Origin of the sequence: Desulforhopalus vacuolatus (assembly GCF_016918505.1) — a bacterium.
Taxonomy (GTDB): domain Bacteria; phylum Desulfobacterota; class Desulfobulbia; order Desulfobulbales; family Desulfocapsaceae; genus Desulforhopalus; species Desulforhopalus vacuolatus.
Genome location: NZ_JAFFPZ010000005.1, coordinates 82,803 through 98,727, shown reverse-complemented (window position 1 = coordinate 98,727; position 15,925 = coordinate 82,803). Strand labels below are relative to the sequence as shown.

The following is a 15,925-nucleotide window of genomic DNA, read 5'->3' as shown; positions in this document are numbered from 1 at the left end:
AGAAATGATTTGGGAAAGGGAGAAAGGAGACGGGAGACAGGGAAAAACAAAAGACGGAACAGCGAAAAAGGACTTTTTATATAAAAGCGTAACTTCTTAAAAAGCTATGGAAAAAGACAAAGGCAAAAAGCGGAAAGGCAATTTTTACCGCGAAGAACGCAAAGGAACGCGAAGAAAAGCAAAATCTTTTGAGAATAAATATTTTACAAATTTAAAGCGGGAAGGACGGAAAAAGGCTGCGGAGATAATCTCCGCAGCCCGGAACAACTGCAACCTTCGAGGTACCGTCAGGTACACACTTTTGGGTTGGGCAGGCCAGCGACCTTCCGTGCCCCGAGGCGGAGTCCCTCAGGAAACATCGCGTCAAGGGTAAGCAGGGAAAGCCCTGTTCCCTTCCGCAACTCCTTGTTCAAGGGAGCACGGAGATTATTTTCATAATAGTCGCGGACAAAGTGAATAACCTGCCACTGCTCTGCCGACAGTTCGGCAATACCGGACTCTGCCGCAAAGGCGACTGCGAGCTCTTCATTCCACTCATCGGGGTCCCAGAGGAACCCCTCCCAGTCACAATACACTTCCTGACCGGCAATCGTGCGGAATACGCGTTCTCGCAGTCTTTCATTGGCCGATAATTCGCTCATATCAGCTCAGGCCTTTCCTGCTGCTTTCAGCGCTGCGAGAACCCGTTCCGGGGTTGCCGGAAGTTCAGTAATGCGAGCGCCACAGGCATCTTCAATGGCGTTGATTACCGCCGGAGCAGTGGAAAGCATTGCCATCTCGCCAACACCGGTGGAACCGAGGGTTCCCTCCTTCCGTGGAGTCTCGCGGGTGACAACCTCAGAGTCGAAAAAGGTTTTGAAGGTCGGGAACTTCAAAGTTCTCCAGTCTTTCGTCTCCCCGGCGACATAGATTTCACGCAGGGCATAGCCAACCCCCATATCCATCCCGCCCTCCATCTGACCGGTGAAGTTGTTGGGGTTGATGATCGGTCCGGAGTCCACAGTGGAACTCATCTTCACAATCTTCACCTCACCAGTGGTGGTATCCACCTCAACCTCAGCCAGCTGAATAGACATGACGTCGGTCTCCGGAGACGGACCCTGACCGGTTTTCGGATCAAGCGGTGCTGAATCCACCGTATTCCGCTTACCGATGCAGCGGGTCTGTTTACCGGCATCCGTCAGTGCCTTGAAGGTTTTACCGCCTGCCTCGTCCATTGCTTTACGCAATTTCTGAAGAGCATCAACGGTCGCTCCGCCGATCATCAAAGTGACACGGCTCCCGGAAGCGGGGCCTGCGGGAGAGGTGTTGCCAGTGCTGCGGAGCTGAACCTGAATCCTGTCCAGCGGCAGACCGAGAACTTCCCCGGCCAGTTGACTCATCATGGAATCGGTGCCTTCGCCAGGATCAGCTGCGGCAGCATATACCGTAACGATATCATCCTCGCCGATCTCCACGGCAGCTGAGGCCTGGTCACCGGGGAAACCGATACCAAAGGCGGCAGCACCAAGACCGATACCACGTTTCACCGTGCCGTTTTGGGTAGCATCACGTTCGGTCTTCGCGCGATCCCACAGCGGTTTCATATCTGCACACTGCTCAGGAAAGGGCCAGACATCGACAACAACGTGACCGGTCGCCTTGGTCTGTCCGGTTTCCAAACTGTTGATTCTCCTGAACTCCAGCGGGTCGATACCACATTTTTTTGCCAGCATCTCAACAGCAGACTCCAGCGCAAAATGCACCTGTGGGGGACCCGCGCCACGGGCAGCAGAGCCATAGGGATTGTTGGTATAGACCAGTTTGGATTCCACATGAATATTGGGCACATAATACGCGCTGGTCAACATGTGCAGAGCGCGGAGAATGAATTTGTGTCCGGCGGAGTTATACGCACCGTTATCAGCCACAAGATCCATGTCGAGGGCAACAATTTTGCCGTCAGCATTGGCCCCTATTTTGAACTTCATATCGTAGGCGTGACGCTTCGAGCTGATCAACATGGATTCATACAGACTCGGGGTATAACGTACCGCGCGGTTGAAATGGAGCGCCGCAGCTGCAGTGAAACCTTCAGAGCTGATTTCAAGTTTCTGTCCGAAATTCCCGCCAGAATAGGCTTCTTCGTAGCGAACGCTGTCGAAGCCGAGAGCGTCCTGGATATTGGCTTTGTGCAGATGGATGTTAATACTGCGGCCGATAACGACCAGTTCGGCATCTTCACCCTCGCCTTCCATGAAAGCAACACTGTTTTCCGGTTCCAGCGGCGCCTGGTGGACAATCTGGGTAGTAAAATGATCCTCGACCACCGTGGCGGCCTCTTTCCAGCCACGTTCAATATCACCCTTGATCAGCGGCTGTTCAAAACAGATGTTGGGGATATCCGGATGAACCCTCGGGGCACCCTCTGCCATGGCTTCTTCGGGAGAAGAAAGGGTAGGAAGGATACTGTATTCCACCTTCACTTTATCAGCCGCTTCAAGGGCCTGCGCCCGAGTTTCCGCGACGATAATGGCCACCGGCGCACCAAGGCAGTGAACCTTGTCTTCACAGAGCAGAGGACGGTCTTCCACCGCCATCTTGATGCGGTTGGTTCCCTTGATATCCTTTGCCGTCATGCCGCCAATCCAGCCGTGTACTTTTTCTGCCTCGGAGAAGTCAATTCCCTTGATTTCAGCATGGGCGTACGGGCTGAGAACCATGGCGATTTCGGCCGCACCGGGCATGTCGATATCCGCAGTAAAATTCGCGGTACCACAGGCCTTGGCCATCGCACTCGGCCGGATATGAGACACACCCCGGGGGGGATCAGTCGGTTTCGGAGTAATGTCGTCCGGGTTTATCTCCCCGCGCATGAAAGAAGCCGCGAGCTGCACCGCCTCAATAATTTTCTTATACCCGGTGCAGCGGCAGAGATTGCGCCGCAGAGCATATTTTATCTCTTCATCTGTCGGCTTCAGATTTTCATCAAGCAGCGCTTTGGCCGACATGATCATCCCCGGAGTACAGAAACCACACTGAATGGCACCGGCGAGGCAAAAGGCCTTCTGCAGCAGATGCGGATTTTCGGTGGTCCCGAGACCCTCAACAGTGATAATTTTTGCACCCTCAAGCCGGGAAACTTTGGTAAGGCAGGAGAGTACAGCTTTTTTGTTTACAATCACCGTACATGCACCACACTGGCCTTTTCTATCGCAGGACTGCTTTGCTCCGGTGAGCTTCAAGTCATCGCGCAACAGGTCAAGAAGCACCATGTTGTCATCGGCGATGATCTCTTTTTCCCGACCGTTAATCGTCAGTTTAATTTTTTTCACCTTTTCCTCCGTAGTGAGAAAAACAATAAACAGGCAGAACACACCATGGCCTCATTCAAAATGAGATCGCAGGCATGTCTTCCCCCTTACAAGTATTTTTTTTAAAAAAAAGGTGACATCAATTAAAAAATGGATGCCACGGGATAAATGCTTTTGCAACGTACCAGCATCACGAGATTCCGCAACCTGAAAGACGGTGCAACTTTTCACGCAATCTCTACTTTTTTCAACAAAAAAACGGGCTGAAATCAAAGATTCCAGCCCGTTACACAGGGAGATTTGAATTGAGGGGCTTATTTTTTTACATCGCTTTCCGATATTTTACCAGATCGGCAACCTGCAGAATAGGCATGTTGTACTTATCGGCTACGGCAACAAGCTGTCCGCCCCGCATCATGGTGCCGTCGTCATTCATCAATTCGCAGAGAACACCACAGGGCGTAAGCCCGGCGAGACGCATGAGATCCACCGTAGCCTCGGTATGCCCGCCCCGCTCCAGAACTCCGCCGCTGCGGGCGCAGAGGGGGAAGACATGGCCGGGCCGATTCAAATCGGCAGAGGTGGCACCCTCGGCAACAGCAGTACGAATGGTGGTGGTGCGATCCTTCGCTGACACACCGGTGGTTACGCCCTCAACCGCCTCAATGGTAACCGCGAAGGCGGTCCTGTTGACACAGGTATTATTTTCCACCATCTGCGGCAGATCCAGCGCTGCCATGCGATCCTCTGTCATACAGAGGCAGACGATACCGCTGCAGCGGCGAATGAGCAGCGCCATCTGTTCTTCCGTGAGACTTTCGGCGGCAAAGATGAGATCACCCTCGTTCTCCCGATTCTCATCGTCAACGACAATGACACCGCGTCCTGCGGCAATGGCATCTATTCCTTTTTGAACTCGTTCCTGATAACTGTCTTCAAATAACTGCATAAATTCCTCCTGCAGAAAAATTGGCATGAGAGCCCGCACAGTTCCCTGCGCCGGCACTTTCTTCCATCCGGACTGTGACCGTCGGCTCTGGACTGGTACCAGATCGGCGATTTCCCATTCCATGGCAAAATCGTTCGCGGGCTCTCCCGAAAAAACAGGAATACCGCCGGTGAGGAATTTCACCTCGCCCTGAAAAGACGGCGCGGACGCGCTGTCTTCTGCCTCAATTTTTCACACTGCGACCCTGTGTGATCGGACAGAGACTATACCACTTGACAGAAAGAGGGGGGGTGAAATTTTTTCAAAAATTTCAGTCATGTACATCACACCTCCTGCACCACTGCCCCGTTTACCTGACCTTTTTTCACATTGTACTCATTCAACCCCAGCCTAAACCTTGATGATGCCCATGGTGTAGGAGATGAGCATCAAAAAGCTTACCACACCCATTCGTTTAAGAAGCCCGGTCAGCAGGACAAAATCATCAATTCTTTCGGTTGAAACTTTTGGTATAGTAGTCATCTCGGCAGTTAATCAAAAAAAAAGAATAAATTGAAATAATTTTACGCGAATGGTGCATTGCCGAGGAAGGTCGTGCATTAAGCCTTTGGCGGGATGCCGGTTGGGGACAGCTTGTGGTGAATGGTAAATACCAGACCAATCGATTTGCCGACGAACTGACAGCGGCCTGTGTAGAGATGCTGCAGGCATGGTCTCCCGATCCCGCACCCCAATGGGTAACCTGCATCCCATCCCTGAATCATCCTGAGCTGGTACCCGATTTTGCGGCAAGATTGGCGAGCGCACTCGGGTTGCCCTTCGTGCCATGTATCGCAAAAACTCGGACCAATAGTCCGCAAAAATTTATGGAAAACAGCTACCAGCAGGTCAAAAACCTGGATGGTGCATTCCATATAAACTTGGAACCCAAAGACTATCAGCCATGCCTGCTGGTTGATGACATGATCGATTCCGGGTGGACTTTCACAGTGGCATCGGCCTTATTGCGTCAAGCGGGTTGTTCCGCCGTATATCCAATGGCATTAGCCTTAAACTCGCCAGGAATTAACTGATGATGAACGACTTTTTAACAGAAGATACAAAAGCGATAATTTTGCTCTGCGGTGTTTTCGGGAAAAATCGCTCAGAGAAACCACTGTCATTGACAGAATACTCATCGCTTGTACGCTGGCTCATCGCGGTGAAAATGCGCCCAGGTAATCTGCTGCAAAAAGAAAATATTTCCGAAGCTTCCATGGGCTCAGGTATTGACAAACAACGTTTGGAATCACTGCTCGGTCGAGGTGTCCAGCTTGGCTTTGCTGTAGAAGAATGGCAGCGCAATGGCATCTGGATTATCAGTCGAAGCGATGCCGACTACCCTGTTCGCTATAAAAAGCATCTTAAAGACAAGGCTCCGCCATTGTTGTTCGGTGTGGGGAACCGTTCCCTGCTAAAAGGTGGCGGACTTGGTATTGTCGGCTCTCGTAATGTAGATCAGGCCGGTGAATCTTTTACCCGTCAGGTCGCTGAACTCTGTGCGTATAATCGAATCCCGGTTATTTCAGGCGGTGCTCGGGGTGTTGATCAGATTTCCATGACTGCGGCCCTTGAGGCTGGTGGCGTTACCATAGGTCTTCTTGCCGAGAACCTTTTAAAGAAAAGCGTAGAGCGCAGTGCCCGCCATGCGATTGCCGACGGACGCCTGCTGTTACTCTCTCCTTACCACCCCAATGCCCGCTTTACCGTGGGAACAGCCATGGGAAGAAACAAGCTGATCTATGCCATGTCGGATTACGGTCTGGTCGTCAGCGCAGAGCACAAAAAAGGCGGCACGTGGGCTGGTGCTGAAGAAGAACTCAAACGGAAAAACGCACGGTCCGTCTTTGTTCGGGTTGGAAATGACGTTCCACAGGGAAACAGCAAACTGCTGGATCTTGGTGCAATAGCATGGCCCGATTCGATTGGTCCCAATAACTTTAGACAACAGCTGCATGAACTGGCAGTTAACGCCCCGGGAAACCGGCCTAAAAAGGATACGAGTCTCTTGGATTTTCAGGCGGCCCGGGAGACGGTTCCCGCTGAAGAGCTGCCTCCAGTCACCGAGGTTGTGGAAGAAAAATCAACAATCACTAAACCGGAATCTGTAGTTGAGCCCGAAGTCAAAACACCTGAGTGCCCGGCATCTATATATCAAGCCGTATTACCGGTCATTTTAAATAAACTGAACAGCCCTGCCACCGCTGAGGAACTTGCTGAGACTATAGATGTGAACAAAACACAGCTCAATGTATGGCTGAAAAAGGCTGTGGACGAAAATAAGCTTATTAAGCTGTCGAAGCCAGTGCGCTATGTTGGAAGAATGAAGGCGGAAGGATGAAGGCGGAAATCCATGCAGTCGCGTTCTCTGATCAGTAAAAAATGTGATTGGTATCACACCTCCTGCACAACTGCCCCGTTTACCTGAAAAAAAAATCCCCACCTGAAAGAATCAGGATGGGGATTTTTTTTACGTACGGGTACTGCTGCTGCACTGCGGCATTCTCACGCGAGGGTGATAAAAGCCTTCTTCGCTGCGCCGCAGACAGGACATTTATCCGGAGCTTCACCGAACTCAATGTAACCGCAGATCGGGCAGAGATAGAAGTCGCTCACGTCAAGATCTTTCCCGGCTGTGACAGCTTCAAGAGCTTTGGTATAGAGCTGAGCATGGACCTTCTCAGCGGTTTCAGCGAATCTGAACATGGTCTGCGCTTTATGACCTTCAGCTTCAGCCTGTTTGGTCATCGGGGGATACATATCTTTAAATTCATACGTCTCACCGCTGATAGCGGCGGCAAGGTTGTCGATGGTGGATTTAACCTGCTCAAGAGCTTTGAAGTGACCAGCGGCGTGAATACGCTCAGCTTCAGCAGTGGTACGGAACAGTTTTGCAACGTTGGCAAAACCTTCCTTATCAGCCTTCTCAGCGAAAGAACGATACTTTTGGTTGGCCTGGCTTTCACCGGCAAATGCGGTACTCAGATTTTCAGTTGTTGTGGGCATAATAAAACTCCTTATGGAGGTCAAACCTCCGTTGAAATGAAAAAGGACTCTTCCCTTCTCGAACCGCAGGAAAAATGCCTGCAGCACAGAATGAGAAACAAAAGTAATAATAATTCCTATTTAGTCAAGCCTCTGTCAAACTGAATTTTCCCGCCGCAATCTCATCATCTATATCTTTCAAGGCACGCCGCATTTGTTTGAGTGCCTGGGTGACACGATTTTCATTCTCTACAAGGGCAAGGCGCAGCCAGCCTTCCCCTTCCTGCCCAAAGCCGGCACCCGGTGAAAGGGCAACGTTGGCACGGTCCATCATCTCAAGAGAGAAACGGATGGAACCCATTTGTGCGTACGGCTCGGGAATTTTCACCCACAGGAACATGCCCGCCCGCGGCGGCGTAACGTCCCAGCCCATCTTCTGCAGCGCATCACAGAAGAAATCTCTTCGTTTCTGATAAATCCCGACCTGCTCGGCGAGTTGAGGTTCACAGTCACGCATGGCGACAATACCCGCGACCTGAATGGCAGAGAAAATCCCATAATCATAATACCCTTTGATCTTCGCCAGACCGCCGATCATCTGTTCGTTACCGACACAGTATCCCAGCCGCCATCCCGCCATGTTGTACGACTTGGAGAAAGAGCCGAATTCCACGCCCACGTCCTTCGCGCCGTTAACCTCAAGAAAACTCGGGGCCTTCTCTCCATCAAAAACTATACGGGAATACGCAAAATCGTTAATGACCATCAGGTTATATTTTTTAGCCAGCTTGACCACCTCTTCAAAGAACTTCCGGCTGACCATCGTGCCGGTGGGATTGTGAGGAAAGTTGAGCATCAGCAGCTTGGGGGGCGGATAGAGCGAGGTACACATTGTGCTGATCTGGGAGAGGAAGGTATCCTCATCTTCTGAGATCGGAACACGCAGCACGTTGGCCCCGGCAATCACCGCAGCATAAACATGGATAGGAAAAGCCGGTGCCGGAGTGATCACCGTATCGCCCGGTCCCAGCAGGGCAAGACAAAGGTGAGAAATTCCTTCTTTCGAGCCGATGGTGCAGATAACATCGCTCTCCCCGTTGAGCTCGACGTCGTAGACGCGCTTATAGTAGAGAGCAATTTCCCGCTTGAGATTTTTCATCCCTCCGGCAACCGGATAGCGATGAGTTTTTGGGTCAGAGGCCACCTCAATCAGCTTTTCGGTGACCATTGGCGGCGTAGGATCCATCGGATTTCCCATGCCAAGATCGATAACATCATCACCCGCCCAGCGCTTCTCCATCTTCATCTTGTTAATCATTCCGAAAAGATAGGGCGGGAGCTGATTCATTCGCTCGGCGCAGCGCACTTCAAAAGTCTTATCCATGGTGATTACCCTCTCTAGGATTTTTAAAATTTCAGACTGGAATTTGTCGAATTTTTTGCAGATATGACAAGCCTTTGAGCATATCACGTCACGGCAGAATTACCATTTTTTTATTCTTCTCCGACAGCCAGAGCCCCCTGCGCCAGCCCGGCGAGGTGCAGTCCCTCTGTCACCTCTCTGCTCAGTTCAGCAGCAGGGATATTCCAGCGTGGCGCAATAAGCAGCTGCGGATGGGTGGTGGAGAAGAGGCGGTGCAGAACCACCCGCTGCGGAATACGCGGCAGCAGACGCAGCAGGAAATTGACACAGTCTTCGTGACTGAAGAGCGGAAAGGGCTGGCGGGCATACTGTCTGGCGAGGGGTGTCCCCTTCACCACCTGCAGATGGTGAAGCTTGAGGGCATCCACTCCGGCAGCGCAGACCATCTCGACTCCGGCGATCATTTCCGCCTCGCTCTCCCCTGGAATGCCAAAGATGAGATGCGCCCCGCACTCCAGCGGCGGATGACGGTGAATACGCGTGAGGGCAGAGAAAAAATCCTCCACAGTATGGTTGCGGTTGAGGGCATCAAGACTGCGCTGAAGGGTGGACTGCAGCCCCAGCTCAAGCAGACCGCTTTTGCCTCGGCAGCGAACAAGTTCGGCGAGCGGTTCGAGCAGGGAATCAGGGACCAGGTCCGGGCGGGTGGAAAGGATCAGGCCGACACAGGCGTCATCATCAAGAAGACGCCCGCAGTGTTCGAGCAGAAGCGACGGGTCAAGAGCGGTGCAGCTCTCCTGTTGAAAATAGGCGAAGTAGCGGTGAAAACGTCCTTTGAGCAGAATTCGTTTGCCCTTCTCAATCTGTACAGAGAGGGAATCCTCCGCAGTGAGAAAACCCGCAGTGAATCCTTCCGGACGGCAGAATGTGCAGCCGCCGCGCAGGCGGTTGGGACAGGGTATTCCGAGATCCAATGGCAGCTTGCCCACCGCCTCCCCGTAACGGTCGCGGCAGTGGTGACTGAAGGTATTGACCAGCCTGGTCATTGCCGTTCGAGATGGACAATGACGTCCTTCAGCGCCCGCTTGGGCACATGGTGAACCCCGGCCTCATCATGCCAGTAGCGGATGTCCTCTTCATCCCGTGCAGTCTCCAGGACCACCTTCTCATCCGCTTCACCAAGAGCCAGTACGAGGCGAAGACTGAGGTGTTCCGGCATTTTGAACAGGCTGGCGGCGCCCGGTCCAAAAGAGCCAATGCGACAGACACCAACACCCTCCTCCATAGCCCCGAGGATAATATTCTGGGTGGCCGAACCGAGGTCGAAATACGCTTCCGTATCCGGCCCCTTCTGCCATCTGCTGTTGAGCAGGCAGAGAATATAGGCGGAGGGGCGCTGTCCTGGCCCGGGCCCCTTCCACTGCGGCAGATAACCTGCCCAGGCGAGATGGGGAAAGAGCTTTTCGCACAGTTCCGGGGTATCAACGATCTGATACTGCCAGGGCTGACAGTTGCGACTTGAGCCACTGAGACGGGCCAGCTCAAGGAGACCGGTGACAAACTCCCGACTCAGTTTTTTCTCTTCTTTGAATCTGCGAAGAGTTCGCAGTCGGGCAATTTTTTCACGCATGACGTTCCTTTCTTTTCAGGGTGTTTGTGTTGACTGCATCACACTATCCGCCGCATTCGCTGCCGCAGATAATCAATCCCCTGCTGAAGAAAAAAGAAGATCGCCGCAAGGAAAATGATCGCCGGTCCCGAGGTAAGGTCAAAGACGGCAGAAAGCCACAATCCGCTGCTCGTAAAGACGGCACCGAGCAGGCAGGCAAGGACCATCATCCCGGAGAGCGAATGGCTGTAACGACTGGCAATGGCTGGCGGAATGGTAAGCAGCGCAATAACGAGAATCAGCCCCACCACCTGCACCACCAGTACCACTGTGACGGCTACACAGCCCACCAGCAGGAAATAGAGCTGCGTTACCGGAACCCCCCGCGTGCGGGCAAACTCCTCATCACAGGACATCAGCACCAGATCGCGGAAGAGCCAGAGAGTTCCGATAATCAGCACTACCGCCACTACGCTCATGAGCCACAGCTCGGAGACGGGAACACTGAGGATGGAACCGAAAAGGTAGCTCATCAGATCCACATTGTAGCCGGGGGTCAGGTCGAGCAGCAGAATCCCGCTGGCCATGCCCAGCGCCCACATAACCCCGATGATGGTATCGGCGTGGGCCCTCGAACGCAGTGAGACCGCCGCCATCACCATCGCCGAGCAAAGGGCGAAACCAATAGCCCCCGGCAGCCATGGCCAGCCCATGTAGTAGCTGAGTCCAATGCCGCCGTAGGCACTGTGAGCGATACCGCCGGAGAGAAAAACGAGGCGGTTGACCACCACGAGGGTGCCAATGATGCCACAGATGACTGCGGTGAGCAGTCCCGCCATGAGGGCATTCTGCATAAATTCAAATTGAAGCAGTTCAAACATGAGGGTGAATCTCCTTTTGCACGGGCAGTCTGCGGAATTGTTCCACGGGACAGATGGGATTATCCCGGGCGGCAGAATAGAAGGCATCTACCAGTTCCCCCGCCGAGCCGACACGGGCATGACTATGCACAGTGTGATTGACACAGGCCACTGAGCGCGCGTAGGAGGCAATGGCAAGAAGGTCATGAGTGACCACGAGGATAGTGCGGTCGGCATTCAGTTTGGAAAGCAGTTCGAAAAACTCAGTCTGGGCACGGGTGTCGAGGCTGGCAGTAGGTTCATCGAAAATCAGCAGTTCCGGCTCAGAGACCAGTGCCCGGGCGATCAGCACCCGCTGAAGTTGTCCGCCGGAGAGGTCACCGATGCGCCTCCCGGCGAGATCAGCAAGGGCGAGTTGTTCAAGAACAGCCATGGCGAGGCGGTTATTTTCCCGGTGACGTGGGAAAAAACTGCGTTTTCTCGGATCGAACAGTCCCATGCAGACGACCTCAAGCACGGTAGCCGGAAAGCTCTGGTTTTGATCAGTCTGCTGCGGTACATAGCCGACGAAACCGTTTTTCTCGCCGGGAGGACGTCCTCCCACCAGCACGGTACCCCGGGTGGGAGTGAGCAGGCCGAGAATCAATTTGACGAGGGTCGTCTTGCCGCCACCGTTGGGGCCAATAACCGCAAGAAAATCCCCTTTGTTGATCTGGAGATGAACATTGCACAGGACCATTTCTGAAGCGTAGGCGTAACAGACACCGTTCATCAGCACGAGAGGTTCACCCGTTTTACTCATTTCTTCTCCCCCGCAATATCTGCAGCCACACTGCGCAGGTTCTCTTCCCAGTCCTCCGCAAGCGGATCTGCCACCCGCACGACTCCGCCAATCTCTTTGGCAATCAAGTTCGCCGCCTTCTTCGAGAACTGCGGCTGGATAAAGAGGGTGCGAATCCCCTCTTTCTTCGCCCTGGTAATCAGGGCCGCGAGCCGGGCAGGTTTTGGATCCTTGCCCTCAAGTTCTACCGCCTCCTGGTGCAGTCCGTACTCTCGGGCAAAATAGCCCCATGAGGGGTGAAAGACCATAAAGGTAAGCCCCGGACGGGCATCAAAAAGCTGATGCAGTTCTTCGTTGAGGACATCAATACGGGCCGTGAAGGCCGCCTCGTTTCTGCTGATGTTCTCAGCCTGCTGTGGGAAGAGCAGCCGGAGGGCGGTCGCCGAAGTAACAACCTGCTTTTTCACCAGTGGGGGAGAAAGCCAGATATGCGGATCAAGCCCGCAGCAGCTCTGCTTCCCCACTGCTCCATCTGCCTCTTCCGTATGTCGGAGAGATTGGACAGGCTGACGTACGATGCCCTTGTCCGTGGGAATACACTGCAGATTCGGATTGCTTGATTTCATTCTCGGCAGCCAGGAATCCTCAAAGGGGACACCGATGGTGAACCAGGCCTTTGCCCGTGCCAGTGCTGCCATCTGCGAAGGCTTCGGCTCATAGGTGGCGGGACTGGCACCAGGCAGCACCATGACCCTGATGTCCGCGCTGTCGCCAACAAGCTGCTGCAGAAAATATCGCTGTGGCACGATGGAGACGAAGAGTACCGGTTTCGCCGCCAGCGCGGGCATTGCGGTAAAAAAGAGAGAAAAAAGAAGAGGAAGAAGAAAGAATTTTTTCATTATTTCACACTACACTGAGAAAAGAAGGATAACGGAAGAGCAGATTCCGAGATGAATTTCAGCAGGGAAAGCACAGCCTGCTGCGTACAGGCCGCATTCAAAGTACACTATACAATATATACAGACAGCTGAAGATTTCCAGAAGCACTCGCACGTTCAGGGTATTTCTCCCTCTTTTTTCTTCACCGCTGCAAAGGAGATCCCCCCTTAATCCCGTCGAAACGGCCCCGGAGGCAAGGGAGTATCCCCGTGAAGAAAGAGATTCACTGCTGCCTGTCCGGCCATGCTCTGCGACGCTGTCATCCAAAGTTCACTCGAGATCATCATCTGTATCGGTTCGGGCAGCAGTGTAGAAAAAGTGAAACCGCCTTCGCTGTCACCTCTGCCCTTCCAGCGGGTACGTCCGCTGCGCAGATCTACCAGTTCTCCCGAGGCATGCACCCCTGCACGAATGCCAGACACCTGATGGCGGGTACCGGTTCCGTCCACGGTGAGATAAACAACGCCCTCTGCACCGAAGATCCGCCGCAGTTTCTCCGGAGCAATGTTACGAATCTGCTCCTGCCTCTTAAATCCATGGCGGGCAAAGACCTCGCTGGTCAGCACCGGGGGCAGCACATAATAGCCAGCCTCGGAGAGTATCACCACCGACCAGGCCAGCAGGTTCTCTCCGGTGGGAAAACCCGGAGTACGATTAACCGGTGGAACCAGCAGCAGCACCCGGGGCAGACTCTGGTTGAAGCGGGGGGTAGAATTGTTCGCACCGATCAGAGTGCAGCCGGAAAAAGAAAACATAACGAGAATAACGAGCAACCCCCCCCTTCTCATTCTACTTCCCATAACCTGCCTCCCTGTTGGAGAGCAGAAAATCCATGAAGGTGCCGGAGGGCGGATAGAGATCCTTCTCCTGCATATATTCCACCTCCATACGGTCTTCATTCCCGGCCTCGGCGTAGAGCAGCCCGAGCTGGGCATGGTAGCCCGGAGGCAGCTTCTGCCCCCGCATCGCCGCTTCCCGCCCAAATTGCTCCATGCGCAGAATCTCCCCGTTCACATTGTATCCGCCCTGCAATATCCGGCTGATAACATTCTCAAAGGGCCCCCAGGCATAGAGTGGCTGTTGCGCGCATCCGCTGAACGATACTGCGGCGAACAGAAGAAAAAGAAGAAGTCGAGACATTGCTACACTCCTCATCAAGGTACCCTGAAGGGTACCTTGAATAATCTTGGATTTCGTTCATGTTCATATTCGAGGCAGCCTAAAGACGCATGATGGTGAACCCCTCCGGCCCGCTGCTCCGCTGATAAAGAGGTTTCGGCAGGCGGCTTTCCCACTCATGGCTGTAAACAGAACGGATAACGAGAACAATGCGGTTCGGATACTCTTTTGCCAGCCGCCGGATGTCAGCAAGGGTAAGAATCCTCTTTTCCCCTTTCAACCGTTCATCCTTCCGGGTAAAGCCGTAATCCAGCTCTCCCGCCCACTCAACAGCAAAGACATCGGTGCGCTTCCAGTACCAGCATACCGCCTGCAAACTACTGGCCCCCGATATAATAATGTCGTCCGGGCTGATGCGGTGGGCAAAACTCTTGAGCAGCGGGCCCGGCATCTGCGACACCTCCATGCGGTCGGGAACTGTCCACGGCATCACGCTGAAGAGCAGCAGCGGAGCAATACCGAAGGTGAAGGCACTGCCCACCCCCAGACCCTGGCGGGTTGCAGACAGCAGGAGCAGCATCGCCGTCAACCCCGCTCCAACCAGCCCGGCCCTGGCAGAATCCACGAAAAACGGCGTCCCCCCTGGTATGCCGGTGAAGTGCTTCAGCCCTTCTATGCCAAAGATCTGCACGTAGAGCAGTACCCCGAGGGCAACGAGACAGATCAGGCTGACGACAGCGGCTCCGCCCTGAAAGAGTTTACGTCTCTCCCGGTTGGAAAAGAGACGACTCAACCCTTGTGCCATAAGTACCGCAAAAGGCACAAAGCAGGGCAGAATATAACTCATCAATTTGCCGTGGGAGACAGAAAAGAAAAGCAGGGGGAGGAGAAACCACAGGACAGAGAACCGCAACAGGCGACCTTCCGAATTCAGTGGTGTCCCCGGCTGCGGATCAAACTGGCTCCGCTGAAGCAGTCCGGCTGCGGCGGCGGGAATCATCAACACCCAGGGAAAAGACATCAGCGGTCCACCGGTGAGAAAGTACCAGAATGGCTCTCCATGCTGGGCATTTTCCCCGATGAAACGGCGGAAATGCTCGTTAAATATAAAGTAGTTCCAGAAATCTTTTTCCCACCAGTTGATCTGCAGAACCCATGGTAACGTTACAAAAAACGCCAGCAGCAGCGGCAGCCAGCTCATGCGGAAGAGATCGACAAAACGCCGCTGCCACATCAGCCACGGCACCAGTACCAGAACGGGCAGGGCGATACCAGGGAACCCCTTGGAAAGAAAAGCGGCGGCACAAAAAAGGCCGGCAAAGATAAGCAGTACCCACTCACAGAGAGAACCACGCCGGGCCTCAGTGGCGGCAAAAAAGGAGATGATGCAGCCGGTGAGGAAAAAGGTGAAAACAGCATCAGGCAGGGCCGTGGTTCCAATGGCGAAAACTTCCGCACAGGAGAGGTAGATCAATGCCGCGAGGCTGCCGGTGAGCAGAGGTGAAGGAGGAGAGAGAATCTCCCGGCCCGCCTCTTTCTCTGCCAGCATCTTCTGCTTTACTGCCAGCTTTGCTGCCCGACGCTCTTTGCGCGTCATCTTCACCCGTGGTATTTTTTCCCGGCTGCGTAACGACGCACGCCAGACGAGAAAGAAGAGCAGCACAGCGGTACCGCCCGTGGCCACAGCCGAGGGCAGACGTACAGCAAAATTATTTTCTCCGAGATATTTTTCTGAATATGCGCCAAGCCAGTAGCCGAGAGGCGGCTTTTCGAAATAGCGTGCCCCGGCGAGTTTTGGCACAATCCACTGTCCCGAGGCGAGCATCTCCCGGGGAATCTCGGCATAACGCATCTCATCGGGACGGATCAGGTTGCGTTCACCAAGGGGAAGGATATAAACTGTACCGAAAAAAATAATCGGCAGGAGAAAATAAAGAAGTTTTCGCATGGTCACATCCTGCAGTTAGATGATTTGTCTGGAGTGTTGA

General features: G+C 53.6%; 16 protein-coding genes and 1 riboswitch. Of the genes, 2 read left to right on the top strand and 14 right to left on the bottom strand.

What is annotated here, in order from left to right; all coding sequences use genetic code 11:
* Nucleotides 1–287: 287 nt before the first annotated feature.
* The 4 genes from JWG39_RS04955 to JWG39_RS16715 form a co-directional block, all read right to left on the bottom strand.
* Complete coding sequence (locus tag JWG39_RS04955) at nt 288–641, bottom strand: TusE/DsrC/DsvC family sulfur relay protein (protein WP_205218271.1); 354 nt, start codon at nt 639–641, stop codon at nt 288–290.
* A 6-nt stretch (nt 642–647) separates the two neighbouring features.
* Nucleotides 648–3,314 carry a molybdopterin cofactor-binding domain-containing protein gene (locus JWG39_RS04950; RefSeq protein WP_205218270.1) on the bottom strand — a complete coding sequence of 889 codons (2,667 nt, stop codon included), beginning with the start codon at nt 3,312–3,314 and terminating at the stop codon, nt 648–650.
* Between the two features lie 301 nt (nt 3,315–3,615).
* Nucleotides 3,616–4,242, bottom strand: coding sequence for a 3,4-dihydroxy-2-butanone-4-phosphate synthase (gene ribB, locus JWG39_RS04945; RefSeq protein WP_240191993.1), 627 nt, complete (start codon nt 4,240–4,242; stop codon nt 3,616–3,618).
* Nucleotides 4,243–4,293: 51 nt separating this feature from the next.
* Nucleotides 4,294–4,443: riboswitch (FMN riboswitch) on the bottom strand.
* A gap of 189 nt (nt 4,444–4,632) precedes the next feature.
* Nucleotides 4,633–4,764, bottom strand: a complete 132-nt coding sequence (locus JWG39_RS16715) for a hypothetical protein (RefSeq protein ID WP_275888958.1) — start codon at nt 4,762–4,764, stop codon at nt 4,633–4,635.
* Between the two features lie 113 nt (nt 4,765–4,877).
* Between JWG39_RS16715 and JWG39_RS04940 the strand changes: the two genes are divergently transcribed.
* Nucleotides 4,878–5,315, top strand: a complete 438-nt coding sequence (locus JWG39_RS04940; RefSeq protein ID WP_205218361.1) for a phosphoribosyltransferase — start codon at nt 4,878–4,880, stop codon at nt 5,313–5,315.
* Nucleotides 5,315–6,622, top strand: a complete 1,308-nt coding sequence (locus JWG39_RS04935) for a DNA-processing protein DprA (protein WP_205218268.1) — start codon at nt 5,315–5,317, stop codon at nt 6,620–6,622. The genes JWG39_RS04940 and JWG39_RS04935 overlap by 1 nt, the downstream gene beginning before the upstream one ends.
* 164 nt (nt 6,623–6,786) lie before the next feature.
* Here the strand turns inward: JWG39_RS04935 and JWG39_RS04930 are convergent, their stop codons facing one another.
* The 10 genes from JWG39_RS04930 to JWG39_RS04885 all read right to left on the bottom strand — a co-directional run bounded on the left by JWG39_RS04930 (nt 6,787) and on the right by JWG39_RS04885 (nt 15,885).
* Nucleotides 6,787–7,287, bottom strand: coding sequence for a rubrerythrin family protein (locus JWG39_RS04930; RefSeq protein ID WP_205218267.1), 501 nt, complete (start codon nt 7,285–7,287; stop codon nt 6,787–6,789).
* A 124-nt stretch (nt 7,288–7,411) separates the two neighbouring features.
* Nucleotides 7,412–8,650 carry an aminotransferase class I/II-fold pyridoxal phosphate-dependent enzyme gene (locus tag JWG39_RS04925; protein ID WP_205218266.1) on the bottom strand — a complete coding sequence of 413 codons (1,239 nt, stop codon included), beginning with the start codon at nt 8,648–8,650 and terminating at the stop codon, nt 7,412–7,414.
* Between the two features lie 110 nt (nt 8,651–8,760).
* On the bottom strand, nt 8,761–9,675 hold the full coding sequence (gene mnmL / locus JWG39_RS04920; protein ID WP_205218265.1) for a tRNA modification radical SAM protein MnmL/YtqA: 915 nt from the start codon (nt 9,673–9,675) through the stop codon (nt 8,761–8,763).
* A complete protein-coding gene (locus tag JWG39_RS04915; RefSeq protein WP_205218264.1) occupies nt 9,672–10,259 on the bottom strand; it encodes a nitroreductase family protein in 588 nt (195 codons plus the stop codon). The genes mnmL and JWG39_RS04915 overlap by 4 nt, the downstream gene beginning before the upstream one ends.
* A gap of 38 nt (nt 10,260–10,297) precedes the next feature.
* On the bottom strand, nt 10,298–11,119 hold the full coding sequence (locus tag JWG39_RS04910; protein WP_205218263.1) for a metal ABC transporter permease: 822 nt from the start codon (nt 11,117–11,119) through the stop codon (nt 10,298–10,300).
* Nucleotides 11,112–11,900: a metal ABC transporter ATP-binding protein gene (locus JWG39_RS04905; RefSeq protein WP_205218262.1), complete on the bottom strand. Its 789-nt coding sequence runs from the start codon at nt 11,898–11,900 to the stop codon at nt 11,112–11,114. The genes JWG39_RS04910 and JWG39_RS04905 overlap by 8 nt, the downstream gene beginning before the upstream one ends.
* Nucleotides 11,897–12,778 carry a metal ABC transporter solute-binding protein, Zn/Mn family gene (locus JWG39_RS04900; RefSeq protein ID WP_205218261.1) on the bottom strand — a complete coding sequence of 294 codons (882 nt, stop codon included), beginning with the start codon at nt 12,776–12,778 and terminating at the stop codon, nt 11,897–11,899. Before JWG39_RS04900 ends, JWG39_RS04905 begins: the two co-directional genes overlap by 4 nt.
* 207 nt (nt 12,779–12,985) lie before the next feature.
* Nucleotides 12,986–13,618 carry a GNA1162 family protein gene (locus tag JWG39_RS04895; protein WP_205218260.1) on the bottom strand — a complete coding sequence of 211 codons (633 nt, stop codon included), beginning with the start codon at nt 13,616–13,618 and terminating at the stop codon, nt 12,986–12,988.
* Entirely contained in the window at nt 13,608–13,958 is a 351-nt protein-coding gene (locus JWG39_RS04890) for a DUF4810 domain-containing protein (protein WP_205218259.1), read from the bottom strand. The genes JWG39_RS04895 and JWG39_RS04890 overlap by 11 nt, the downstream gene beginning before the upstream one ends.
* A gap of 79 nt (nt 13,959–14,037) precedes the next feature.
* Nucleotides 14,038–15,885, bottom strand: a complete 1,848-nt coding sequence (locus JWG39_RS04885; RefSeq protein ID WP_205218258.1) for a phospholipid carrier-dependent glycosyltransferase — start codon at nt 15,883–15,885, stop codon at nt 14,038–14,040.
* Between the last annotated feature and the right edge of the window lie 40 nt (nt 15,886–15,925).